We start from the raw sequence: 23316 nt of genomic DNA, 5'->3' as shown, positions 1-23316 counted from the left end.
CGAGCGCGACCTCGGCCGGCACCGGTCCCCGGGCGGCTCAGTGAGTCCGCATCAGCGAGACCTTTCATCGATGCCGACCGATCGGCCGGCACAACATGCCCATTGTTGAGGATGTGTCATAAACATGTTCGGTCAACGCCTCTCCCTTCGCGGCGCTCTCGCCGTCCTTCCGGTGGTCGCCGTACTGGGGGCCACTTCGGTCGGCGCCGCACAGGCGGCCCCGAAGCCCACGGCCCCGAAGTCCCCGGTCGTGAAGACCACGCCGACGAAGACCGTCAACTACCTCGGCCACCGGTTCAGCGTCCCGGCCACCTGGGCAGTGATCAACCTCAAGGCCCACCCCAGCACCTGCGTCCGATTCGACCAGCATGCCCTGTATCTGGGTAGCCCGGGCACGGATCAGAAGTGCCCGGCGAACATCTTCGGGCGCACCGAGGCGCTGCTGGTGCAACCGAGCACCAACTCCGCTTCGGAGCAGGGAACCCTGGACCAGTCCGTTGACCACCAGTACCTGGCCACCGGTGCGAATGTTCGAGTGACCGGAACCTACAACACGGACAAGCAGCTCATCCGGGCCATCCTCGCCAAGGCCGCCCTACCCACGGGTGCCCCCAAGGTCCGTGCTCAGGTGGCCCCGCGAGCTCCGCTGGCCGAGGCCCAGGCCCTGGCCGCGGCATCCACCAACGACAGCGGGGAGGGTTTCGACGCCTGCACCGCGCCGGATGCCGGCAGCATGGCCAACTGGAAGGCTGATTCACCGTACAGCGCGGTCGGGATCTACATCGGTGGCGCGGAAATGAGCTGCCAGCAGGCCGACCTGACCCCGGCCTGGGTGCAGCAGCAAGCGTCGGCGGGCTGGCACTTCATGCCGACCTACGCAGGACTCTTCGCCGACCAGATCACCTCGCCCACGACCCAGGGCACGGCCGCCGCCGACGACGCGGTTGTCCAGGCACAGGGCCTGGGGTTCGGCCCGGGCACGCTGATCTACGAGGACATGGAGAACTACTCGTCCACCTACAGCGCCAGCGTGCTCAGCTTCCTGTCCGCCTGGACCGACGAGTTGCACGCCAAGGGCTACGAGTCGGGCGTCTACGGCTCCTCAAGCTCGGCGATGAAGGACCTGGTCAGCCAGACCGGTACCGGATACCCCGAGCCGGACGCAGTGTGGGACGCCGACTGGGACAACGTGGCCGACACGAACGATTCGGTGATCCCCAGCGGCGACTGGAGCAACCATCAGCGCGCCCACCAGTACGCAGGGAACGTCTCGCAGACCTATGGTGGATCGTCGATCGCCATCGACGAGGACTATCTGGACATCTCCCTCGGTACACCGCCCACGGCTTCGTTGACGGGTGTTGCGTCTGGTGCGGTGTTGCGTGGTGATGTGTCGTTGTCGGCGAGTGTGTCGAGTGCGGCGAGTGAGGTGGAGTTCCTGGTTGACGGGAGTGTGGTGGGTACGGCGACTTCTTCGCCGTACCAGGTGACGTGGAATACGACGGGTGTTACTCCGGGGGTGCATTCGGTTTCGGTCAAGGCGGAGAATTCGGCTGGTCAGTGGGGTGCGGTGTCGGCTGCGACGTCGGTGTTCGTGGCGGGGAGCGCGCCGGTGTCGAACACGGTGGTGGAGCCGAACGGGAATGTGGACGTTCTGACTGTCGATGCTGCGAATGAGCACTTGATCGATACGTACAACGAGGCGGGTGCGTGGCATGTCACTGATGTGACTGCGAGTTATGGTGCGCCGGAGGTGGAGGGTACGCCGAAGGCTCTGGTGGAGCCGAACGGTGATGTGGACTGGTTGACGATCAACGCGGCCAACGGGCATGTGATGAACACGAATGACTACAACGGCTGGCACACCAGTGACTTGACGTCGTCGTTGGGGACTCCGGCTGCGTCGGGTTCGATCAGTGCGGATGTGGAGCCGAACGGGAATGTTGACTTCCTGACGGTGGACGCGGCGAACGGGCACCTGTACAACACGTACAAGGAGGCTGGTGCGTGGCATGTGACGGATGTGTCGTCGGGGTTCGGTGCGCCGGTGGTGTCGGGTGGTCCGACGGCGTTGGTGGAGCCGAACGGTGATGTGGACTGGCTGACGATCAACGCGGCCAACGGTGATGTGATGAACACGAACGACTTCAACGGCTGGCACACCAGTGACCTGACGTCCAGCCTGGGTACTCCGGTGGGGAAGGGGTCGTTGAGTGCGGATGTGGAGCCGAACGGGAATGTTGACTTCCTGAGCGTGGCTTCGGCGAACGGGCACCTGTACGACACGTACAAGGAGGCTGGTGCGTGGCATGTGACGGATGTGTCGTCGGGGTTCGGTGCGCCGGTGGTGTCGGGTGGTCCGACGGCGTTGGTGGAGCCGAACGGTGATGTGGACTGGCTGACGATCAACGCGGCCAACGGTGATGTGATGAACACGAACGACTTCAACGGCTGGCACACCAGTGACCTGACGTCCAGCCTGGGTACTCCGGCTGCGTCGGGTTCGATCGGTGCGGATGTGGAGCCGAACGGCAACGTCGACTTCCTGACCGCGGCCACGGCCAACGGCGACCTGGACAACACCTACTCCCAGGCCGGTGTCTGGCACGTCTCCGACGTCACCACCGACTTCGGCACCCCCGCCCTCGGCTAGCGGACCCGTACTCGCACGGACGACCGCCCCCAGCGCCCCTCGGGCCCGCTGGGGGCGGTCGTCCGCAGTCGTGTCCTCGCTGATCGCGCCCGACTCGTGGCGCGTCCGGGTGAGCAACTGCGCCCGCGCCGCCGCCGCGGGATAGTGTCGATGGGGCAGAGCGTGGCGGGCCGGTTCCGTCGCGTCGCGGTAAGCGTTGAGGGAGAAGCACGGCCATGGCGGGATCGAGCCGTAAGAAGAGTGACAGCTCGTCGGGATCGCTCCCGGCCGACGTCGACCTGGAGACCCTGTACGGGGCCGTCGGCGGGGACGCCGCCGACGACGAGGACGCCGAGCTGATCGTGGTGCCGCCGGTGCGGCTGCTGCCGGTCGCGGAGCTGGCCGCCGCCGCGCTCCGGGTCCCGCTGCTGGCGGACGCCATCCGGCTGGCGCACTGGGTCGCGCCGTTCCGCCCGGTGGACCAGTGGGGCGAGCTGGGCGCGGAGCTGGAGACCCAGGCCGCGCTGGCGCTGGACCTGGTGCCGGACGACGGCGACGCGGACGTCGCCCTGGCCCGGGTCGCCGAGGCCTGGTCGCTGGCGGTGGACCTGGAGCTGATCGAGGTCTCGGACGCGACGGAGTCCGACCGGGCCCCGGCCGCCGATGCCGCTGGCACGGCGTCTTCTGACACGGCGTCTTCTGGCACGGAGTCCGCCGCGGCGGAGGTGGCCCGGCCCGGGGTCGGCCTGGAGGCGCTGGGCGACCTGGAGCGGGCCGACCCGGAGACGGTGCTGGACGTCTGGGAGACCGCAGCCTCCATCGTCGCCGGCACCGCGGTCGAGGCGGAGATCGACCTCGGCGTCCCGGACGACCCGTCCCGGACCGCCGAGGACGAGAGCGAGGCCGAGTACGCGGAGCTGGAGGAGGCCCGGGAGGAGACCCAGGGGCTGCTCGACGACGCGCTCCAGGTGCTCTACGAGTCCAGCGCCTTCGCCGCCACCGAGGCCGAGGAGACGGTCTCGCTCGGCGTGCTCGCCGCGCTGCTGGTCTCGCCCGAGGGACAGGACCCGGACGAGGAGATGCTGGGCGACATCACCGCCGTGATGGTCGCGCTCGACCCGATGCTGCAGGACCTCGCCGCGATCGGGATGGTCGACTACAGCCCGATCGACCCCACCCTGTTCGAGGAGGAGGACGGCGGTGACGAGACGGTCGTCCTCGACGGCGCCGACGAGGAGCTGAACCAGGCCCAGGCCGCGCGCTTCGGCATGGCCCGGCTCACCCCGCTCGGGGTGCACGGGGTGCGGCAGTGGCTGCTGGCGGACGGCTACCAGGCGCCGCTGGTCGGCGAGCACGCGCGGGGCGACGCGGTCGAACTGCTGACCGGGATCTGCGCCTCCTCCAACGTGCTGCCGCAGGAGGAGATCCGGGAGTGGCTGATCGGCCGCGAGCCGCTGGCGGCCGCCGCCGAACTGCTCGCCGCCTCCCGCGGCAACGACCTGGTCGCCCCGGTCAAGCGGATGTTCTGCGGTGCCGCCCTGGACCAGCTCGGCGCCCCGGCCGCCCCGGCGGTGCGCGAGGTACTGGCCGACCCGGAACTGGCGGGCCTGGCCACCGCCTGGCTGACCGGTCAAGGGACCCCGGACCTGCCCGAGTTGAGCCGCCCGGTGCTGTTGTGGAGTCAGATCGACGCCATCGCGGCGCAGTTGATCGACTCGGCGACCGAGGAGGAGGGATTCCGGGAGCTGATCCTGCGGGTGACGGAGAGTCAGCGGACTGAGGAGCTGTTCGCCGAGCTCTGGCGGGTCGACCACCCGTACACCACGGCGGTGTTGGAGGCCGTCGGCGAACTGCACCCGGACAAGTCCACGGCCAAGGAGGCCCGCAAGGCCGCCTACAAGGCCCGCTCGAAGGCGGGATCGCAGGGCCGCTGATCCGGTAACTCGCTTGTCCGGCTCGGCTGGTGCTGCCTACGGTGGGAGCACCAGCACCGGATCTGAGGGGGACGGCGTGCGGAGGGATTCCAGCGGTCGGCGCGATGTCCGGCGCGAACTCGCGGAGGAGGACCTGCGCGGCCTCGCGGGACGCGGGTTCCCGGTGTACGCGCCCACCGAGCCCGGAGCCGACGCCGCCGCGCTGCCCAGCTACCAGCACGTCGACGGCGCCCTGGTGGAGGTCGCCCTCTCGCACGGCTCCTGGCTCGCCGCCGAGGGCCCGTACGTCGCGGTGCGGACCATGACCGGGGCGGCCACCGCCGAGCACGGCGGGGCGGAGTCGTTGGCGGACGTGGTCGAGGACGAGCGGGACCGGATCTTCAGCCACGCCGGTGTCGACGAGGCCGCCGGGCCCGGGCCGACCACCGAGTCCGAGGTCTGGATCGACGTCGACGGGGTACCGGTCCGTGCCGCGCTGCGCGCCGAGGGGCCGCTCTGGGCCGCCCGGCTCAGCCTCGGCGGTACCGCCGCCGGTGATGCCGCCGGTGCCGCCGCCGGTGCCGCCGTCGCTGACGCCGTCGCTGCCGCCGCCGGACACCCGGGGGAGCCGGTGGTGGTCACCGTCATCGGGCGCGGGATCGCGCCGGAACGCGTCGGCTTGCGCACCGCCGTCGAGTTGGAACCCTACGCCCTTGGGCGGCAGCGGGAGTTGGACGCGGTCCGGTCCCGCCGCGGCCGTCCGGTATCCGTTCGGGACCGTGAACTCCCGCCGGTACAGGGGCTGGAGGCGCACCGGCAGCTGGTCGAGCGCTCGGTCCGGCAGTCGCTCCAGCTGGAGGCCGACCTGCGGGCGGGGCGCAAACCGAGGTCGCCTCGGGGCGACCACGCGGTCGCCGGGGAGCTGTGGGAGCGCACGGTACGCCAGCAGATGCGGCTGGCGGGGGAGGACCGCGCGACCGCGAACGAGGCGGTGACGGCACTGGTCAACCAGGTCGTCCTGCTCGCCGAGCGGGCCGACTGGTTCCCCGGGACAGCGGCCGGTGCGGCGGCGGTGGAGGAGTGCATCCGCTACACCGTCTTCGACAGCGAGGTACCGAGCGTGGCCGCGCAGCGCGCCTGGGGCGCGGACTGGACCCGGCGGATGGGCGAGGCCGGGCAACTTCCCGGCCAGGGACCGGAATTCGTGCGCGAGCGGATGCACCGCAACCTCCGGGCCCGGGCGGACGTCCTGGGGCTGTGGCAGGAGTGGTACGCCCGGCAGCAGACCTGACCGAATGTCAGTTCACAGGCGGAGTTGCAGCATGGCCAGCAGTCGCTGCTCCGGGCGGGACAGGTCGACCCCGCTGACCTGCTCGGCGCGGCGCACCCGGTAGCGCAGGGTGTTGGGGTGGATGTGCAACTGCTGGGCGGCGGCCCTGACATCACCGAAGGCATCCAGCCAGGCCAGTACCGAGGTCGCCAACTGCGGCTGGGCGTTGGCGAGTTCGACGAGCCGTGGATCGCGGACGGCGGGGTTGTCGGCGAGCAGCGCCAGGGTCTCGCCGAGCAGTACCTCCGCCAGTACCTCGGGCAGCGCCGCCACCTCGGCCGCGACCCGGCCCTCGGCCATGGCGTCCAGCACCCGGTCGGCCTCCTGCCGGGAACCGGCGGCCTCGGCCAGCGCGGGCACCACCCGGCCGACCGCGCCGCGCAACGGCGCGGCCAGGTGGTGCCGGGCGGCGTCGGTGATCTCCTGCGCCCAGCCGCGCAGCGCCGCCGGGGCGATGCCCCGGGCCAGCTCCGGCAGCAGTACGTAGACGCGGTCGCCGATGGTGGTGACCACCGCGCCGCGGTGCCGGGCGGCGGTGTGCACCGAGACCAGGCCGACCGCCTCGGCCCGGGCCGGGTCGAGCGACCCGGGCAGCGCGAAGCCGAGCACCGCCGCCGGGCTGCCCGGATCCAGCCGCAGGTGCCCGGCCAGGGACTGCGGTCCGGTGGCGCCGTCCAGCAGCCCGGTCAGCAGTGCCTGGGTGAGCCGTAGGTCGGCGCTGGGCTCGCGGCGGGGCCGGACCAGGTGCAGTGCGGCCACCCGGGCCGCGCCGAGCAGCGCCTGATCGGCCCGCTCGGCCAGCGGCTGCGAGCCCTCCTGCACCCAGATCGTGCCCAGCTGCCGTTCGCCGGAGCGGATGCCCACCGCGAGGCGGCGGCGCAGCCCCAGCTCCGGGCGGGCGTCGATGGCCACCACCGCGTCGGAGGCGCGCAGCTGCTGGAACACACCCCAGGCGCGCAGCTGCGCCAGGTACGGCTCCGGGCCCTGCCAGCCGAGGATGGTCAGCCGCCGCAGGTCGTCCAGCTCGTCGGAGTCCGCCGAACGGGAGTACGCCAGGATCCGGTTCGCGGTGTCCTCGATGCTGACGATGCCGCCGGTGAGCACCGCCGTGGTCTGCGCCAGCGCGAACAGGTCGCCCTCCTCCAGGCCCTCGCCCGGACGCGCGGGCTGGACGCTGCCCAGAGCGGCCCGGGCCAGCGCGTCCAGCTGCCCCCAGCGGGCCTCGGGGCGCACCGAGAGCAGGGCCACCCCCGCCTCCTCGGCGGCCTCGCGCAGCAGCGTGGTCCGCACGCCCGGCTCGCGCTTCACCGCGACCGCCGTCGCCCCGTCCCGTCCGGCGGCCCGGAGCACCGGCAGCGCCGCCCGGCCGCGGACCCCGAGCGCCAGCACCAGATCACCCGTCCGGGCCCCCGGCGGCTCCTCGGGATCGGCCAGTGAGACGCCGCTGACCTGCGCTTCCAACCCGGCGGGCGCACACTGGAGCTCGGCCAGGGGTTCGCCGAGGGACATCAGCAGCTGACGCAGGGTGATGCCGATCGCCAGTGGCTCGATGGACACGTCGACTCCCTGGTTTGGCTGATCGGACAAGGGTATGGGCCAGACATTAGCTGCTCGGACACATACGCCGGACCACGCCCGGCCGTACGGTCGTCCTGACGCGCGATCCGTGCCGCCCGACCGCATGATCCGCATGATCCGTGTGACCGCACCGAGATCCGCACTGAGATCAGCAACGCGACCCGCTACAGCCTGATCCGCAACCGAGGGAGAACGCGCGTGTTGGACGCTGTGACCCAGATTCCCGCGCCGGTGAACGAGCCCGTGCACAGCTACGCGCCGGGCAGCCCGGAGCGCACCCGGCTGGAGGCGGAGCTGAAGCGGCTCGGCGGACAGGAGCCGGTCGAGCTGACCATGGCCGTCGGCGGGGAACGCCGACTGGGCCGGGGCGAGCCGATCGACGTCGTCCAGCCGCACCGGCACGCCGCCGTGCTCGGCACCATGCGCAACGCCACCCGCGAGGACGCGCAGCAGGCCGTGGACGCGGCCCTGGCCGCCGCGCCCGCGTGGCGCGCGCTCTCCTTCGACGACCGCGCCGCGATCTTCCTGCGCGCCGCCGACCTGGCCTCGGGCCCCTGGCGGGAGACCCTGGTCGCGGCCACCATGCTGGGCCAGTCGAAGACCGCCCAGCAGGCCGAGATCGACTGCCCCTGCGAGCTGGTCGACTTCTGGCGCTTCAACGTGCACTTCGCCCGGCAGATCCTGGCCGAGCAGCCGCAGTCCTCGCCGGGGGTGTGGAACCGCAGCGACCACCGCCCGCTGGAGGGCTTCGTCTACGCGATCACGCCGTTCAACTTCACCGCCATCGCCGGGAACCTGCCGACCGCGCCGGCGCTGATGGGCAACACCGTGGTCTGGAAGCCGTCCCCGACCCAGCAGTACTCGGCGCAGCTGCTGATGGACCTGCTGGAGGAGGCCGGGCTCCCGGCCGGGGTGATCAACATGGTGACCGGCGACGGCCTGGCCGTCTCCGAGGTCGCGCTGAACAGCCGGGACCTGGCCGGGATCCACTTCACCGGCTCCACCCGGACCTTCCAGCACCTGTGGCGCACGGTCGGCGAGAACATCACCGGCTACCGCAGCTACCCGCGCGTCGTCGGCGAGACCGGCGGCAAGGACTTCCTGGTCGCCCACCCCTCGGCCGACCCGGCGGTGCTGAAGACCGCGATGACCCGGGGCGCGTTCGAGTACCAGGGCCAGAAGTGCTCGGCGCTCTCCCGCGCGTACCTCCCGGCCTCGCTCTGGGCACAGCTCAAGGACGCGTTCCGGGACGAGGTGGAGTCGCTGACCATGGGCGACGTCACCGACCTGGGCAACTTCATCGGCGCGGTGATCGACGACCGGGCCTTCGCCAAGAACAAGGCCGCGATCGACCGGGCCCTGGCCGATCCGCAGGTCGAGGTGCTGGCCGGCGGCCGCTACGACGACGCCGAGGGCTACTTCGTCCGGCCGACCGTGCTGGTCTGCGCGGACCCGTCGGCCGAGTACTTCCACGAGGAGTACTTCGGCCCGGTGCTCGCGGTGCACGTCTTCGAGGACGAGCGCTACGAGGAGGTGCTGGACCAGCTGGACGCGGTCTCCGGCTACGCGCTGACCGGCGCCGTCATCGCCCGGGACCGGGCCGCGATCGCGGCCACCATGGAGCGGCTGCGCTTCTCGGCGGGCAACTTCTACATCAACGACAAGCCGACCGGCGCGGTCGTCGGCCAGCAGCCCTTCGGCGGCGGCCGGGCCTCGGGCACCAACGACAAGGCGGGCGCGGCGCAGAACCTGCTGCGCTGGACCTCGACCCGCTCCATCAAGGAGACCTTCGTGCCGCCGACCGACTACCGCTACCCGCACATGGGCTGACCTGCTGGAACTCCCGGCCCGGGCGGTGCCCCACCCCTTGGGGGCACGGCCCGGGCCACCCCGGCACCCGCTCGCTCCCGCACCGCCCGCCGTCCCGCACCGCCCGCCCGCCACCGGCCCAGCTGCCCGCGTGACCTGTACCTGCCCAGGAGTCCAGATGCTCCGTACCACTCTCCTCGCCGCCTCCCGCGCGCCGCGCGCCCGCCAGGTCATCGAGGCGCTGCCGCCCACCCGCGCCATCGTCCGCCGCTTCATCGCCGGGGACGAGCTGGACGAGGCGGTCGCCGTCACCGACGAGCTCGTCGGCGCGGGCCGCCGGATCACCCTCGACCACCTCGGCGAGGACACCCGCGACGCCGCCCAGGCCGCCGGGACCGCCGCCGCCTACGAGCGGCTGCTCGCCGCGCTCAAGGAGACCGGCCTCGCCGAGCGCGCCGAGGTCTCGGTCAAGCTCTCCGCAGTCGGCCAGTTCCTGCCCCAGGACGGCGAGCGGATCGCCCTCGACAACGCCCGCCGGATCTGCGCGGCGGCGGCCGACGCCGGTACCACGGTCACCCTGGACATGGAGGACCACACCACCACCGACTCCACCCTCGGCATCGCCCGCGAACTGCGGGCCGACTACCCGTGGTTGGGCGTGGTGCTGCAGGCCTACCTGCGCCGCACCGAGGCCGACTGCGCGGACTTCTCCGGACCGGGCTCGCGGGTCCGGCTGTGCAAGGGCGCGTACCAGGAGCCGGAGTCGGTCGCCTTCCAGGGGCGGCGGGAGGTGGACCTCTCGTACGTCCGCTGCCTCAAGGTGCTGATGGGTGGCGAGGGTTACCCGATGGTCGCCTCGCACGACCCGCGCATGATCCGGATCGCGGGCCAGCTCGCCGAGTGGCGGGAGCGGAAGGCCGACAGCTTCGAGTACCAGATGCTGTACGGCATCCGGCCGGAGGAGCAGCAGCGGATCGTCGACAGCGGTGCCACCATGCGCATCTACCTGCCCTACGGCGGCGAGTGGTACGGCTACTTCATGCGCCGTCTGGCCGAGCGCCCGGCGAACCTGACCTTCTTCCTCCGCGCCCTCGCCGGTCGCGGCTGACCGAGCGGCGGCAGGTCAGCCTTCGGGCCATTCCTCGGGCCGGTCGGCCCACTGGACCTGCTGGTCCGGCGGGCTGAGGTCGGTGAGCGGCCGGGCGCGCTCGACGTACTCGACGAAGGCGCGTCCCGAGGCGATCATCACGGGCACGGTGGTCACGCCGTCGTGCCGCAGGATCCGCACGAGTCGGCCCTGCTCGGTGTACGGGCCGACGATGATCGGCTGCCGTTGCGTCGGCATCGGGTACGAGTCCATGCCGCCAGCGTCGCCCCGGCCGGGGCGACGCGCATCCGGGCGCGGTCAGCCGGGTCAGCCGGGTCAGGCGCGGCGGCGCGGCCGTGCCCGGTCAGCCGCCCGCCAGGTCCGTCGGGTGGAGGATCGGGGGCCGGGTCGACAGGGCGGTCTCCACGACCGCCAGGTCCCCGCCCTTGTCGTCCGCGTCGGTGAGGAGCGCGACTTGGGTGCCGCCGGCGCGGGAGAACGCGAGGCTGGCAAGGGCGGCGAGCCGCATCGGGGTGAGGTGGGCGACGTCCGGGGAGGGGCTCGCGGTCGGGTCGGGGATGCTCATGCTCCCAGGGTCTCCCCGGGCCGGGGGCGTCGCACCTGGGCGTCGGTGGCGCGGTGCGTCACCACCTCAGTCGGCGACCGCGAGCCCGGCCAGCTCGATATCCACCTCACCAGCGTGTTTCCCGTGCCCGGGTTCGACCTGCCCGACCTGCTGCAGGGCCTCGGGCTGCACCCCGGCGGCGGTCGCGTCGGCGATCGCGTCATCGAGATCACGCCGTGTCCGGGCGTGCGCCGCGGTGGCTTCCTGGACGCGGCGCAGGGCGGTGGTCTGGTCGGACTTGTCGGCCTTGGGGAGCTTGATGTTCATGGAGCACACCTGCCCAGCTCGGCGGACGGCATTCGTCACTCTTTCGGGTGGACGAGAACGCCATGCGGCACTGGGTGTCGGCGCGGCCGCTCGGATCTCTGGATCGGAGGTATCCGGAAAATCCAGGCAAGAGCGACATGTGGCCTGGGTCATACCCGCGGTGCGCCGGTGGGACTCCGGGGGCATGCCGTGGCGACGCCGTTCATGAAGGCATTGTTGCGGCGGTCGGTGGGCGGGCCCCGGTCCGATCGCCCCCCTGGGGACGGCAGTTCGGCGATTTCGAGTCCATCCGCGTTGCTGGGCAGCGCACTTGGCCGGGCGGCGGGGAGATTGCCCGGGGGTGCGCGGCGGCGGTCCGCATTCCTATTGTTTCGGGAGCATTGCCCACTGTAAAAAGGCTCTTTATCAGACACTCTCGGGATGCGTCGCAAAATTAGCCCGAAAAAGAGAAAGAGTGATGCATATCACATGATTTCCCGGCGCGCTGCCGGGGGATTCATGGTGAAGTTTGCTGCTGTCACCCGGTAGCGGGGTGGCACCCTCCACACCATGCCGTGAATACCCCCTGCCTAAGCGCATTCAAGAAATGGAAGGCGATACTCCGAATGAGAATCACCCGCCACCTGGCCGTCACGTCGGTCGCACTGACTCTGGCGATGGCCATGGCGGCGTGCAGCGGTGGCAGCTCCGGATCCAGCGGCGCGATAGGAAACGGGAATTCGGTCAGCTCGGCGCCCAAGGGGCAGGCAGAGCGGGGTGGGACGGTCACCATCGCCGAGGTCGCCGCGTCGCCCAACTTCATCTTCCCGCTCGCACCCGCGACCAACACCGACGGCTACAACGTCAACCTCACCCAGGGCATGTGGCCCTTCCTGGTGTACTCCGGCGACGGCGCCCAGTCGGTGATCAACCCGCAGGAGAGCCTGACCAGTTCGATCGTCTACGGGAACGGCGACAAGCAGGTCACCATCGACCTGAAGGACTGGGACTGGTCCGACGGCCAGCCGATCACCAGCCGGGACTTCACCTTCGTCTACAACCTGCTGAAGGCCAACGCCTCCAACTGGGTCGGCTACGTGCCCGGACTCTTCCCCGACGACGTGTCGAAGGTGACGACGCCCGACGCCCACACCGTCGTGCTGGACCTCACCCGTTCGTACAACCCGAGCTTCTTCACCGACGACGTCCTCAGCCAGATCCCGCTGCTGCCGCAGCACGCCTGGGACCGGACCACGGCCACGGGCGCGGTCGGCAACGCCGACCGGACCACGGCCGGTGCCAAGGCGGTGTACGCCTTCCTGCAGAAGGAGGGCGGCGACATGGCCACGTTCGCCACCAACCCGCTGTGGAAGGTGGTCGACGGGCCCTGGTCCCTGTCGGCGTTCCGCACCGACGGCTACTACAGCTACGTGCCCAACACGCACTACTCCGGGGCGGACAAGCCCATCGTCTCCAGCGTCGTGGAGACCCCGTTCACCACCGACACCGCCGAGCTCAACGTGCTGCGCTCGGGCGGCTCGCTGGACGTGGGCGGGTTGCCGCTGAACGACGTCAAGCAGGCCGGAGCGCTGGAGGCGGACGGCTACTCGGTGGCCAGCATCCCGGTGCCCGGCGTGGCCGGAATCATCCCCAACCTCTACAACGCGCGGGTGGGACCGGAACTCCAGCAGCTCTACGTCCGCCAGGCGCTGGAGGACCTGATCGACCGCCCGCAGATCGTCTCCAAGGTCTACGGCGGCTACGCCGACCCGGGGAACGGACCGGTCCCGCTGCAGGCGACCGGTCCCTGGGCCTCGCCGCTGGAGAAGTCCGGCGGGCCCTACCCGTACGACCCGTCCAAGGCGAGTGCCCTGCTGCGGGCTCACGGCTGGAAGGTGGTCCCGGGCGGCAAGACCGTCTGCCAGTCCCCGGGGACCGGGCCGTCCCAGTGCGGCGCCGGGATCACCGCCGGTGAGCCGCTGACCTTCCAGCTCCTCTACTCCTCCGGCAACGCCGCCACCGACGAGCAGGAGGCGGCCATCCAGTCCTCGGAGGCCCAGGACGGGGTCACCGTCAACCTCAAGGCCGAGCCCTTCAACACGCTCATCGGCGCGATGGGCTCCTGCACCGCCGCCTCGCACCCGGTGGCCACCTGCGGCTGGCAGCTGGTGGACTACGGCTACGACCCCTACCCGCTCTACCCGGCCGGGGACGGATTCTTCAACAGCACCGGCGACAACAACTCCGGCGGCTTCTCCGACCCGAAGCTGGACCAGCTGATCAACGCCACCGAGTACGGCTCGCAGACCTCGTCGTTCTTCGCCTACGAGGACTACACGGCCGAGCAGTTGCCGTGGCTGTGGCTGCCGAACCAGGAGTCCGTCCTGGTCTACCGGAAGAAGCTGCAGGGCGTCACCCCGCTCAACCCGTTCTCGGGCGGCCTCAACCCGGAAATCTGGTACTTCACCAAGTGAGCAGTTATCTCCTGCGGCGATTCGGTCAAGCGGTCGGCGTCGTCATCGGCGTGATGGTCCTGACCTTCGTCATGCTCCACCTGGAGCCAGGCAGCGCGGCCCGTGCCACCCTGGGGGTGCGGGCCACGCCCGGCCGGATCGCCATCTTCAACAGCGTCAACGGGCTGGACCAGCCGCTGTACCGGCAGTTCATCACCTATGTGAAGCAGGTCTGCGAGGGGAACCTCGGTACGTCCTACTCGTTGCAGCAGCCGGTGTCCACGCTGATCGCCCAGCGGGTGCCGCGGGACGCGGTGCTGGTGGGGATCTCCACCGTGCTCTCCCTGGCGATCGCCCTGCCACTGGGCATCGGGCAGGCGGTGCGACGCGGCGGGGTCGCCGACAACACGCTCACCGCGGTGGCGTTCGTGCTGTACTCCATGCCGGACTTCTTCTTCGCGCTGCTGTTGATCGCGGTCTTCTGCGTGCAGCTGCACCTGCTGCCGCCGGAGGCGCCGCAGGCGGTGTCGGTGAGCGGCATCCTGGCCGATCCACGCGGCCTGGTACTACCGGTGGCGACCATGGCCCTGGGCAGCTTCTCCGGCTACAGCCGGTACATGCGGTCCTCGGCGATCGACGCGCTGGCCCAGGACTACATCCGGGTGGTCCGCGCGAAGGGCCTGCCCAAGCGGCTGGTGCTGCTGCGGCACGTGCTGCGGAACTCGATGCTGCCGATCATCACCGTCCTCGGGCTGTCCGCCCCGGGGATCGTGGCCGGAGCGGTGATCGCCGAAGAGGTGTTCAACTACCCGGGCATGGGGCTGCTCTTCTTCCAGGCCGCCACCAGCCACGACTACCCGATCCTGCTGGGATCCACGCTCGTTGTCGGTGTCGCCACGGTCGCCGGGAACCTGGTCGCCGACATCCTCTACAGCCTCCTCGACCCACGGATCCGCTATGCCAGCACCTGAACTCCGCACGCACACCGCCGAACGCTCCGAACCGGTCGGCCCGCTCGGCCGCCCCGAGGCGGACGAGGCGGGCACGCTCGCGGAGCGCACCGGCTCCGGCCGGCTCATCCGGCAGGCGCTCGTCCACAACTGGCTGGCCGCCGCGGGCGTACTGACCGTCGCTGCGATCGCCCTGGTGTGCTTCCTGGGGCCGTTGGTGTACCACACCAACCAGGTCACCGTCCGGCTCGACCTCGCCGAACTGCCGCCCAGCGGCAGCCATCCGCTCGGTACCGACGCCTCCGGCTACGACGTCCTGGGCCGACTGATGCAGGGCGGCCAGTCCTCACTGGAACTCGGCTTCGCCGTGGCCGTCGCCACCACGGTGCTCGGCACGCTCTACGGCGCGTTCGCCGGTCTGGTCGGCGGCGTGGTGGACGCCTTCATGATGCGGGTCATCGACACCCTGCTGGCCGTCCCCAGCCTGGTGCTGCTGCTGATCCTGGTGAACCTGTTCACCCCGAACCTGTGGCTGATCATCATCCTGCTGTCGCTGCTCTCCTGGATCGGCGTGGCCAGGCTGGTCCGCGGCGAGGTGCTGTCCCTGCGCACCCTGGACTTCGTGCAGGCGGCCACCATGATGGGGGCCACCCGCTGGCGGGTGGTGCTCCGGCACCTGGTGCCCAACTGCGTCGGCGTGATCATCGTCAGCGCCACCTTCACCGTCGCCGACGCCATCCTCAGCCTGTCGACGCTGAGCTTCCTCGGCCTCGGTCTGGCGCCGCCGCACGCGGACTGGGGCACGATGCTGTCGGACGGCCTCAACTACCTGTTCGACGGCTACTGGTGGCTGGTGTACCCGCCCGCGATCATCCTGATCGTGACCGTGGTCGCGTTCAACCTGATCGGCGACGCCGTCCACAACGCCCTGGATACCCGCCTGAGCAAGGACTGAGGCCGCTCCGGGACGGCCGCTCCCGGGTGGTCCGTGCCTGCGGTGCGCCCGCGCGGCCGTCGGGCGGGTCAGCCGACCAGGAGGACGAGCTTGCCGCGGGCGTGACCGGCCTCCCCGGCGCGGTGCGCTCGGGCGACGTCGGCGAGCGGGAAGGTTCCGGCGACCGGCAGCGAGAAGCGTCCGGCCTCGATCAGCTCGCCGATCCCGGCGAGCGCGTGGAGCGCGCGGCCGTCGTCCCCCCGGCTGAAGCGCACGCCGTGGTCCCGCGCGCCGACGAAGTCGGCGACGGTCAGCACCTGCCCGGGGCCGCCCGCGAGCGCGATGAGCTCGGGCAGCACGCCGCTCCCGGCCACGTCCAGCGCCAGGTCGACGCCGTCGGGCGCGAGCGCGCGCACCCGCTCCACCATGCCCTCGCCGTAGCCGACCGGCTCGGCCCCCAGCGAGCGAAGGTACTCCTGGTTCGCCGGACCGGCGGTGCCGATCACCCGCGCCCCGCGCCCCAGCGCCAGCTGTACCGCGGCGCTGCCCACGCTGCCGGAGGCGCCGTTGACCAGCAGTGTGCTGCCGCTCCCGACGCCGAGCCGGTCGAGCGCCCGGGTGGCCGTCTCGACGGCGGCGGGCAGCGCGGCGGCGCCCGCGAAGTCGAGTGACGGCGGGACCGGCGCGTAGTGGGCCAGCACGGCCAGTTCCGCCTGGGCCGCCCCGTCGAGGCAGAAGCCGAACACCCGGTCGCCGACGGCCACGTCCAGCACGCCCGCACCGAGCTCGTCGACCACGCCCGCGGCCTCGTAGCCGAGGGTCTGCGGCAGCTCCTCGTCCATCAGGCCCTGGCGCTTCTTCCAGTCGCTCGCGTTCACCCCGGCCGCGCGCACCGCGATCCGGACCTGGCCGGGGCCCGGACGCGGATCGGGGAGATCCACGAGCTCCAGCACCTCCGGACCGCCGAACCGGTGGAAACGCACTGCCTTCATGACTCGCTCCGATCGTGACGGGGTTGCCGGCCCCGATGCCGGGGGTGACCCCGCGACCCTACCGGCGCGGCCGGGTTCAGATGCCGGTCCACTCGCCGGGGTGGTCCACCCAGTAGACCTGGAGCGGATCGCCCAGGTCGGTGCCGGGGCGGTGCTGTTCGACGAAGGCTTCGAACTGCTCCTGGCTGGCGCAGGGCTCGGGGATGACCGCGCCGTCGTGCCGCACCACCCGGACCTCCCGGTGCCGTTCGTCGGCGAGGTAGGCGGAGATGTACACGGGCGCGAGGGCGGGATCGGCGGAGGTCATGCCTCCAGCCTCGCCCAGTCCGGGACGGGTCGCACGCCGGGGCCCGCCGGTCCGGGTGCGGCCCGGTCCGGGTAGAACGCCGCGCGCACCCGGCGCAGCCAGGCCTCGGCGGCGGCCGTGTCCGGTTCGGCGGGCAGCACCCCGGGGCGGTCGAACGCTTCCTCGGCCTCGCGCAGCAGCTGGTCGCCGACCTCCGGACGCTCGGCGATCCGCTCGCCCAGCTCGCGCACCCGCTCCGGATCGGGGAGCCGGATCAGCAGCTCGCCGGTGCGGTGCAGTCCGGTGCCCTGGAGGGTCAGCCGCACCAGGTGCCTGGCTGCCTTCGCGGACCGGAGCCGGTCCGCGCCGTCCGGGTCCCCGGCCGCGCGGGCCCTGTCCCCGCGCGCCTTGATCTTGCGCAACTGCTGACTGCAGTAGCCGAGATAGGCGCTGCGCACGCATCCGGCGCCGGCGAAGCCGGGCCGCAGTTCGATCAGCTCCGCGCCGAGCGGGGTGACCACCTGGTACAGCTCGCTCGGCAGCCACAGCAGTTCGCTGGCGGTCGGGTTGCTGGTCAGCGCGAGGCGGCACCACTTGGCGGCCTCGTGCAGGGTGCGGTCCGGGTGGGTGGTCACCACCGACTCGCTGCGCGGCCGGTGGATCCCCAGCAGGTCGACCGTGGGCGCGGCGTAGACGCCCAACTGGTCCAGGTCGGATCCGGCGTGCGCCAGCCCGTACGCGGTGGAGCCGACGACTCCGGACAACAGCACGTTCACGATGACCCCCTCCGCCCGCCGCCGCCTCGGGCCCGGGCTCGATCATGCCGGTCCGCCCGGGTCCGGCGCACCGGGGTTTCCCGGCCGCCGCGGACTGTGGAAACACACGAACATTCGTGGCGGGAGCGATCGATACCGGCCGCCCCGGGCGCCCGAATCGGCCGATGCTCCGTACGTGTGTCTGCGGCAACGGAATCGTGGAGCTTCGGTGCGCCGCCGACCAGGCATTTCCGGTGCGGAATCCGGGCCGGGCCGCATGTGTATGTTTCTGGGTGACTCTGGCCCCCTGCGCCCCGGTCGCCCGTTGACACTCTCCGCGCCCGCCCGTTAACTACTCGTGTCGTCGCCACACCGGGAGCACGGGGCTCCCAGGGACTAGCGACGCACGCGAAGGACGCTCTCCGTTGACGACAGCGACCGACATCTTCGAGATTCAGTCCCGCACACCGGTGGTGAAAGCAGACGATTTCTTCGAGGTCCAGCCGTACACCCCGCACTGCCAGGTCATCCGGGCCGAGGGCGACCACGCCGTGATCGGCGTCTCCCCGGGGAACAGCTATTTCTCGGCCCAGCGCGTCATCGACCTCGCCCGCTGGGGCACCGCGAACTTCCGTGAGGTCGACCTGGTCTACACCGACCTGTACGTGGCCGAGATGTACCGGACGCTGGGCTACACCGCCGACGACGCCCGGCGGAAGGCGGTCAAGAACCTGCGCGGCGTCCGGGCCAAGGTGACCGGCGCGGTCGAGACCGTCGGCCCCCAGGGCGGACGGCTCCGTGCCCACGCCATGTCGGACTTCCAGGCGAACCCCGCCTACCAGGCCCTGCACCGCCACCTGTCCGCGCTGCTGCGGAGCGACCCGGAGTTCCGGGCGACCTGCGACGCGCTGGTGGACTCCTTCCTCTCCGCCAAGGTGCTGGACGGAAAGGCGGCGACCGCGCGGCAGCGCGAGGTCTGCCTCCAGTACGTCTGCGCGGAAGCGCCGTTGTTCCTCGACTCCCCGGCGATCCTGGGGGTCCCCTCCTCCCTCAACTGCTACCACCAACTCCTGCCGATGGCCGAACTCCTGTACTCCCGCGGCTCCGGGCTGCGGGCCTCGCGGAACCAGGGCCACGCCGTCGTCACCCCCGTTCACGGAGCACAAGGAGCCACCGATGCCCGTTGACACGCTGCCCGACCAGTCCCGCGCGACCTGCCCCTACACCCCGCCCGGCGGTGCCGACGCGGCCCCGCCGGACTTCCCGTTCTCCTGGCGTGGGGACCGACTGCCCGCGGAGATAACCGAGTTGCGGCAGGAGCCGGTGAAGCGGGTGCGGACCATCGCCGGTGACCCGGCCTGGCTGGTGTCCTCGCACGCGCTGTGCAAGCAGGTGCTGGAGGACCCGCGGTTCAGCCTGAAGGAGACCTCGGCGCCGGGCGTGCCGCGGCAGTACGCGCTGACCATCCCGCCCGAGGTGGTCAACAACATGGGCAACATCACCGGCGTGGGCCTGCGCAAGGCGGTGCTCAAGGCGATCAACCCGAAGTCCGACGGTCTGGAGGAGTGGCTGCGCGGGTACGCGTCCGAGCTGGTCGACGGGCTGCTGGGGCAGGGCGCGCCGGTGGATCTGCGGTCCGCCTTCGCCAACCCGTACTCGGAGGGGATGCACTGCCGGATCCTCGGCATCCCGCAGCGGGACGCGCCCCGGCTGGCGGCCAGCCTGGACATCGCGTTCATGAACTCGGCCTGCCCGGTCGCCGGTGCCGAGCTGAACTGGGACCGGGACATGGCGTACATGGTGGATCGACTTGACGATCCGTCAACTACTGGCCTGATGGCGGAGATCGCCGCGCTGCGGGGGAACCCGGACTACGCCCACCTCACCGACGGGATGCTGGCCACGGTCGGGGTCACCATGTTCGGCGCGGGTGTCATCTCCACCTCGGCGTTCCTGACCATGGCGGTCTTCTCGCTGATCCAGCACCCGGAGGTGGCCGCCCAGTTGCGGCAGGACCCGAGCCGGATCCCGGTGGCGGTCGAGGAGTTGCTGCGGATCAACCTGTCCATCGGCGACGGCCTGCCACGGCTCGCGCTTGAGGACGTCACCCTCGGTGAAGTCGAGGTCAAGAAGGGCGAGTTGGTGCTGGTGCTGGTCGAGGGCGCCAACTTCGACCCGGAGGTGTTCGCCGACCCGGAGCGGATGGACCTCGACCGCGAGAACAGCTCCGCGCACCTGTCCTTCGGCGGCGGCCGGCACTACTGCCCGGCGACGGCCCTCGGCAGGCGCCACGCCGAGATCGCCCTGGAGGTCCTGCTGGAGCGGCTGCCGGAGCTGCGACTCGCGGTCCCGGTCCAGCAGTTGGTCTGGCGTACCGGATTCATGAAGCGGCTGCCGGAGCGGCTCCCGGTGATGTGGTAGCCGCAGCGTCCCCGCGTCCTCCTCGGGGGAGGGCACGCGGGGACGCCCGGCGCGGGGCTCAGCCCGTGGTCATCGGCTTCGGCTTGAGCACGGCGAAGGCGGCGCCCTGCGGGTCCTGCACCACCGCCATCCGGCCGGCGACCATGTCGAACGGCGGCACCAGCACGTTGCCACCGGCGCGGATCAGCGCGTCCACGGTGCTGTCGGTGTCGTCCACGGCGAAGTAGACCAGCCAGTGCGACGGTGTGCCGGGCGGCAGGTGCTCGACCCCCTGCAGGCCGCCGACGGCCCGGCCGTCGACGCTGAGCGAGAAGTAGCCCTCCGAACCCTCCATCGGCGCGGCCTCGATGCCGAGCACGGCCGCGTAGAACGCCGAGGCGACCTTGACGTCAGTGCTGACGAGCTCGTTCCACAGCAGCGCACCGGGCTCGTTGACCAGCCCCGCACCGCCGAAGTCCCGGGCCTGCCACAGGCCGAAGGCGCCGCCGGTGGGGTCGGCCGCGACCGCCATCCGGCCGATCGTCGTCACGTCCACCCCGGGCATCAGCACCGTGCCCCCGGCGGCGTTGATCTTCTGCACGGTGGCGTCCACGTCGGCGGTCGCCAGGTAGGTCGTCCACACGGTCGGCGGCGTGGGCCCGCCGTCCGGCGACATCGCGGCCATGATGCCCGCGACGGCCTTCCCCTCCACCGTGCAGACCGCGTAGCCCCCGGTCTCCGGCGGCCCGACCTCGCCCTGCCAGCCGAACAGGTCGCGGTAGAAGTCGAGTGCCGCTTGCTGATCCGGGACCATGAGGTCGATCCAGCACGGCGTGCCGGGCTTGTACGGTTCGGTTACCTCGGGCATGACGCAAGCCTCCACAACGGAACGGCCCCCACGGCCACCACCCTGTCCGCTCACCCGCCATCCCGCTACCGGCACTCGCCCATCCGCGCGCCGCCCGCACCGGACACAGGCCGCAGACAGCTCGTTGGCCCGTATCCAGTGGTGGACACCGTCACTATCCTCGTCCCCATGCACGCAACCATCTACGTCGGCGACCGGCAGACCCGGGTGGCCGGCTGGTCCGTCCTCGGGGCGCTGACGGCGCTCGCGCTGGTCTTCGACGCCTGGGCCCTGAGCACCCCGCCGGACTCGACGGGGATCATGGTCAGGCAGGTGGTGGGCGCGGTGGTGGTCGTGGCCGTGGTGGCGCGGGCCGCCGTCCGGGTCGGACCCTATGTGGGGTCGACGACGGTGGCCGCGTCCGGCATCACCGTGCGGACGCTGCTGCGCGACCGGACCATCGCCTGGTCGGACATCCGGTCGGTCGGGGTGGTGCGGCCGGGGGGCGGGCGCAGCCAGGTGTGCGTGGTGGAGCAGTCCGGGGCGGCGCGGCGGTGCACGGTGCTGCCGGGAGTCCTGTCGACCCGGGCGCACCAGCTGGAGCTCGACGAGGAGGCCAGGACGATCGCGGCACTCTGGAGCCGCGCCATCGGCGAGCCGCAGGAGCGCTGATCCGGCCCGTCGGCACGGCGCGGCCTTCCCGGAGGCGCACGAGCGGCCGCGGGTCAGGCTGCCGTGCGCTCCGGCGCCGGGGCGGGCGGGGCGTCGGCGGCGGTCCGGGCCAGCGCCCGGGCCATCGCCGACCAGCGGTGGTCGGCGATGGCGGCGGCCGTCAGCGGATGCCGCTCGACCTGTTGCCGGGCCTGGCGCAGGGACTCCCGCAGCCGCCGGTACTCCGTCTGCCGGGGCAGCGGCCAGCAGCCGACCGGGCTGTCCGGACCGTCGAGGACGAAGGCACGCGAAGCCGCCTCGTACGCCCACACCTGCTGCTGGGCACGCACGAGCTCCGCCGGGAACCGGTTCGCTGACACCTGCTCATCTTCGCAGTGGGCACTGACAATCCCGTGCGGACCAGCATGAACGTCGTATGAGGAATGCGGGCGGTCCCGGGGGCGCGCGCAGGGGGCGTGTTCAGAGGGCGTGGGCGCCCGGCTTCACCATGCCGCGGACGGTCTTGGCGTCCACGTACTCCTCCAGCGCGGTCATCACCCATTCGCCGCTCGGCATCCGGACCAGCTTGCACATCAGCACGCCGGTGTGCGGCTCGGCGTGGGTGAGGTCGAAGCGGACCAGCTCCGCGCCGCTGGTGGCGTCCAGCAGGCGGCAGTAGGCCTTGGCGACGTCGGTGAAGCGCTGCCCGCTGAAGGAGTTGACGGTGAAGACCAGGCCGGTGACCTGCGCGGGCAGGGACTGCAGGTGGACGGTGATCGCCTCGTCGTCGCCCGCGCCCTTGCCGGTGAGGTTGTCCCCGGCGTGCTGGATCGCCGCGTCGAACGCGTGCAGGTGCATGAACCAGACCTTGTCCAGTTCCTTGCGCCTGCTGTCGTAGGCGATGACGGAGGCGTCGAGGTCGATGTCCCGGCCACCGAAGGCGGGCTCCCAGCCGAGGCCCATCCGGACCGAGGTGAGCATCGGGGCGCCGTTCTTGACCAGGGAGACCGAGCCGCCCTTGGTGAGCGAGACCCGTCCCTTGTCGAGGGTCACCCGGCCGTCGGACGCCGGAGCGGCCGGAGCCGCTGCCGGGGTCGGGGCGGCGTACTGCTGGGGGCCGCCGGGCAGGGACGAGGGCGCGGGCGGCTGCCAGGCGGCGGGCTCGGGCCCGGCTCCGGCCACGGGCACGGAGGTCGGGATCCAGCCCTGCGAGGGGGCGGGCGGCTGGACCGGCGGGGCGCTGTAGCCGGGCGCGTCGCCGTAGCCGACGGGCGGCCCGAAGCCCGGGGGCGGGGTCACCGGCGGCTCGGCGGCGGGGGTCGGGTCGGGGTCGTCGACGCTGACGCCGAAGTCCGTGGCGATTCCGGCCAGGCCGTTCGCGTACCCCTGCCCCACCGCGCGCAGCTTCCACTGGCCGCCGCGCCGGTACAGCTCCACCACGACCAGCGCCGTCTCCAGGCTCAGCCGGGGCGGGGTGAAGACCGCCAGCTCCTCGCCGGTCGCGCTGTCGCGGACGGTCGCGGTGGGCTCGGTGCCCGCGAAGGTCGCCGTTGCGTCGTCCAGGCTCGCGGTCACCACCACCCGGTCGATCTCGCTCGGCACCAGCCCGGTGTCCACCACTATCCCGGCGGTGGAGTAGCGCACGCCGGGTCCTTCCGGCGCGTTGAAGAAGACGAAGTCGGCGTCGGAGCGGACCTTGCCGCTCGCGGTGACCAGCAGCGCGGACACGTCCAGCGCCTTGGCGGCAGCCACGTCCACGGTCACTCGGCTGCTGGTCAGCGGCGTGTTGCCGCCCGGGGTGAGGACTGAGGACACGGTGTCCCTCCAA

21 protein-coding genes are annotated in these 23316 nt (G+C 71.6%); 11 read left to right on the top strand and 10 right to left on the bottom strand.

Features of this window, described 5'->3' with window-relative positions; genetic code table 11:
- Positions 1 to 124: 124 nt before the first annotated feature.
- The 3 genes from GXP74_RS30925 to GXP74_RS30915 all read left to right on the top strand — a co-directional run bounded on the left by GXP74_RS30925 (position 125) and on the right by GXP74_RS30915 (position 5836).
- Positions 125 to 2653, top strand: coding sequence for a glycoside hydrolase domain-containing protein (locus GXP74_RS30925; protein WP_182454568.1), 2529 nt, complete (start codon positions 125 to 127; stop codon positions 2651 to 2653).
- A 215-nt stretch (positions 2654 to 2868) separates the two neighbouring features.
- Positions 2869 to 4566, top strand: a complete 1698-nt coding sequence (locus tag GXP74_RS30920; protein WP_182454567.1) for a hypothetical protein — start codon at positions 2869 to 2871, stop codon at positions 4564 to 4566.
- A 76-nt stretch (positions 4567 to 4642) separates the two neighbouring features.
- Positions 4643 to 5836, top strand: coding sequence for a hypothetical protein (locus GXP74_RS30915; RefSeq protein WP_182454566.1), 1194 nt, complete (start codon positions 4643 to 4645; stop codon positions 5834 to 5836).
- 12 nt (positions 5837 to 5848) lie between these two features.
- Here the strand turns inward: GXP74_RS30915 and GXP74_RS30910 are convergent, their stop codons facing one another.
- Complete coding sequence (locus GXP74_RS30910; RefSeq protein WP_225448323.1) at positions 5849 to 7432, bottom strand: PucR family transcriptional regulator; 1584 nt, start codon at positions 7430 to 7432, stop codon at positions 5849 to 5851.
- 222 nt (positions 7433 to 7654) lie between these two features.
- Here GXP74_RS30910 and pruA point away from each other — a divergent pair, with 222 nt between their 5' ends.
- Positions 7655 to 9283, top strand: a complete 1629-nt coding sequence (gene pruA / locus GXP74_RS30905) for an L-glutamate gamma-semialdehyde dehydrogenase (RefSeq protein ID WP_182456756.1) — start codon at positions 7655 to 7657, stop codon at positions 9281 to 9283.
- A 157-nt stretch (positions 9284 to 9440) separates the two neighbouring features.
- Positions 9441 to 10370, top strand: a complete 930-nt coding sequence (locus GXP74_RS30900; RefSeq protein ID WP_182454565.1) for a proline dehydrogenase family protein — start codon at positions 9441 to 9443, stop codon at positions 10368 to 10370.
- Between the two features lie 15 nt (positions 10371 to 10385).
- Here the strand turns inward: GXP74_RS30900 and GXP74_RS30895 are convergent, their stop codons facing one another.
- From GXP74_RS30895 to GXP74_RS30885, 3 genes are all read right to left on the bottom strand, one after another.
- Positions 10386 to 10622 carry a hypothetical protein gene (locus tag GXP74_RS30895; RefSeq protein WP_182454564.1) on the bottom strand — a complete coding sequence of 79 codons (237 nt, stop codon included), beginning with the start codon at positions 10620 to 10622 and terminating at the stop codon, positions 10386 to 10388.
- A gap of 91 nt (positions 10623 to 10713) precedes the next feature.
- Positions 10714 to 10935 carry a hypothetical protein gene (locus tag GXP74_RS30890; RefSeq protein ID WP_182454563.1) on the bottom strand — a complete coding sequence of 74 codons (222 nt, stop codon included), beginning with the start codon at positions 10933 to 10935 and terminating at the stop codon, positions 10714 to 10716.
- A gap of 66 nt (positions 10936 to 11001) precedes the next feature.
- Positions 11002 to 11241, bottom strand: a complete 240-nt coding sequence (locus GXP74_RS30885; RefSeq protein ID WP_182454562.1) for a hypothetical protein — start codon at positions 11239 to 11241, stop codon at positions 11002 to 11004.
- A gap of 605 nt (positions 11242 to 11846) precedes the next feature.
- Between GXP74_RS30885 and GXP74_RS30880 the strand changes: the two genes are divergently transcribed.
- From GXP74_RS30880 to GXP74_RS30870, 3 genes are read left to right on the top strand one after another with little or no spacing between them, the layout of a single operon-like run.
- Entirely contained in the window at positions 11847 to 13694 is a 1848-nt protein-coding gene (locus GXP74_RS30880; RefSeq protein ID WP_182454561.1) for a peptide ABC transporter substrate-binding protein, read from the top strand.
- Complete coding sequence (locus tag GXP74_RS30875; protein WP_182454560.1) at positions 13691 to 14644, top strand: ABC transporter permease; 954 nt, start codon at positions 13691 to 13693, stop codon at positions 14642 to 14644. Before GXP74_RS30880 ends, GXP74_RS30875 begins: the two co-directional genes overlap by 4 nt.
- Positions 14631 to 15578 (top strand): ABC transporter permease, encoded by a 948-nt coding sequence (locus GXP74_RS30870; protein WP_182454559.1) that lies wholly within the window; start codon positions 14631 to 14633, stop codon positions 15576 to 15578. The genes GXP74_RS30875 and GXP74_RS30870 overlap by 14 nt, the downstream gene beginning before the upstream one ends.
- Positions 15579 to 15646: 68 nt before the next feature.
- Here GXP74_RS30870 and GXP74_RS30865 read toward each other — a convergent pair whose 3' ends face one another.
- From GXP74_RS30865 to GXP74_RS30855, 3 genes are all read right to left on the bottom strand, one after another.
- Complete coding sequence (locus tag GXP74_RS30865; protein WP_182454558.1) at positions 15647 to 16549, bottom strand: NADP-dependent oxidoreductase; 903 nt, start codon at positions 16547 to 16549, stop codon at positions 15647 to 15649.
- 76 nt (positions 16550 to 16625) lie between these two features.
- The gene (locus GXP74_RS30860; protein ID WP_182454557.1) at positions 16626 to 16856 is read right to left on the bottom strand and encodes a hypothetical protein; all 231 of its coding nucleotides are present in this window, start codon (positions 16854 to 16856) and stop codon (positions 16626 to 16628) included.
- Positions 16853 to 17611 carry a DNA polymerase beta superfamily protein gene (locus GXP74_RS30855; RefSeq protein WP_182454556.1) on the bottom strand — a complete coding sequence of 253 codons (759 nt, stop codon included), beginning with the start codon at positions 17609 to 17611 and terminating at the stop codon, positions 16853 to 16855. The genes GXP74_RS30860 and GXP74_RS30855 overlap by 4 nt, the downstream gene beginning before the upstream one ends.
- A 404-nt stretch (positions 17612 to 18015) precedes the next feature.
- Here GXP74_RS30855 and GXP74_RS30850 point away from each other — a divergent pair, with 404 nt between their 5' ends.
- Entirely contained in the window at positions 18016 to 18777 is a 762-nt protein-coding gene (locus GXP74_RS30850; protein ID WP_225448322.1) for a tRNA-dependent cyclodipeptide synthase, read from the top strand.
- Complete coding sequence (locus GXP74_RS30845; protein WP_182454555.1) at positions 18767 to 20011, top strand: cytochrome P450; 1245 nt, start codon at positions 18767 to 18769, stop codon at positions 20009 to 20011. The genes GXP74_RS30850 and GXP74_RS30845 overlap by 11 nt, the downstream gene beginning before the upstream one ends.
- 58 nt (positions 20012 to 20069) lie before the next feature.
- Here the strand turns inward: GXP74_RS30845 and GXP74_RS30840 are convergent, their stop codons facing one another.
- Positions 20070 to 20858, bottom strand: coding sequence for a VOC family protein (locus GXP74_RS30840; RefSeq protein WP_182454554.1), 789 nt, complete (start codon positions 20856 to 20858; stop codon positions 20070 to 20072).
- Positions 20859 to 21026: 168 nt separating this feature from the next.
- Between GXP74_RS30840 and GXP74_RS30835 the strand changes: the two genes are divergently transcribed.
- Positions 21027 to 21509, top strand: a complete 483-nt coding sequence (locus tag GXP74_RS30835; RefSeq protein WP_182454553.1) for a PH domain-containing protein — start codon at positions 21027 to 21029, stop codon at positions 21507 to 21509.
- Between the two features lie 53 nt (positions 21510 to 21562).
- On the opposite strand, the gene GXP74_RS30830 is transcribed toward GXP74_RS30835, so the two are convergent.
- Positions 21563 to 21868, bottom strand: coding sequence for a hypothetical protein (locus GXP74_RS30830; protein WP_182454552.1), 306 nt, complete (start codon positions 21866 to 21868; stop codon positions 21563 to 21565).
- Between the two features lie 100 nt (positions 21869 to 21968).
- The gene (locus tag GXP74_RS30825) at positions 21969 to 23303 is read right to left on the bottom strand and encodes a TerD family protein (RefSeq protein WP_182454550.1); all 1335 of its coding nucleotides are present in this window, start codon (positions 23301 to 23303) and stop codon (positions 21969 to 21971) included.
- Positions 23304 to 23316: the final 13 nt, after the last annotated feature.

The sequence above is a fragment of the Streptacidiphilus sp. P02-A3a genome, from assembly GCF_014084105.1.
Taxonomy (GTDB): Bacteria; Actinomycetota; Actinomycetes; order Streptomycetales; family Streptomycetaceae; genus Streptacidiphilus.
This window is presented reverse-complemented; position numbering and strand designations above follow the sequence as displayed.

Excerpts from the sequence above, each read along its gene's own strand:
- GXP74_RS30840 (WP_182454554.1), bottom strand. The coding sequence starts at position 20,858 with ATGCCCGAGGTAACCGAACCGTACAAGCCCGGCACGCCGTGCTGGATC.
- GXP74_RS30860 (WP_182454557.1), bottom strand. The coding sequence starts at position 16,856 with ATGACCTCCGCCGATCCCGCCCTCGCGCCCGTGTACATCTCCGCCTAC.
- GXP74_RS30835 (WP_182454553.1), top strand. The coding sequence starts at position 21,027 with ATGCACGCAACCATCTACGTCGGCGACCGGCAGACCCGGGTGGCCGGC.
- GXP74_RS30870 (WP_182454559.1), top strand. The coding sequence starts at position 14,631 with ATGCCAGCACCTGAACTCCGCACGCACACCGCCGAACGCTCCGAACCG.
- GXP74_RS30895 (WP_182454564.1), bottom strand. The coding sequence starts at position 10,622 with ATGGACTCGTACCCGATGCCGACGCAACGGCAGCCGATCATCGTCGGC.
- GXP74_RS30845 (WP_182454555.1), top strand. The coding sequence starts at position 18,767 with ATGCCCGTTGACACGCTGCCCGACCAGTCCCGCGCGACCTGCCCCTAC.
- GXP74_RS30925 (WP_182454568.1), top strand. The coding sequence starts at position 125 with ATGTTCGGTCAACGCCTCTCCCTTCGCGGCGCTCTCGCCGTCCTTCCG.
- GXP74_RS30885 (WP_182454562.1), bottom strand. The coding sequence starts at position 11,241 with ATGAACATCAAGCTCCCCAAGGCCGACAAGTCCGACCAGACCACCGCC.
- GXP74_RS30880 (WP_182454561.1), top strand. The coding sequence starts at position 11,847 with ATGAGAATCACCCGCCACCTGGCCGTCACGTCGGTCGCACTGACTCTG.
- GXP74_RS30900 (WP_182454565.1), top strand. The coding sequence starts at position 9,441 with ATGCTCCGTACCACTCTCCTCGCCGCCTCCCGCGCGCCGCGCGCCCGC.
- GXP74_RS30865 (WP_182454558.1), bottom strand. The coding sequence starts at position 16,549 with ATGAAGGCAGTGCGTTTCCACCGGTTCGGCGGTCCGGAGGTGCTGGAG.
- GXP74_RS30920 (WP_182454567.1), top strand. The coding sequence starts at position 2,869 with ATGGCGGGATCGAGCCGTAAGAAGAGTGACAGCTCGTCGGGATCGCTC.
- GXP74_RS30890 (WP_182454563.1), bottom strand. The coding sequence starts at position 10,935 with ATGAGCATCCCCGACCCGACCGCGAGCCCCTCCCCGGACGTCGCCCAC.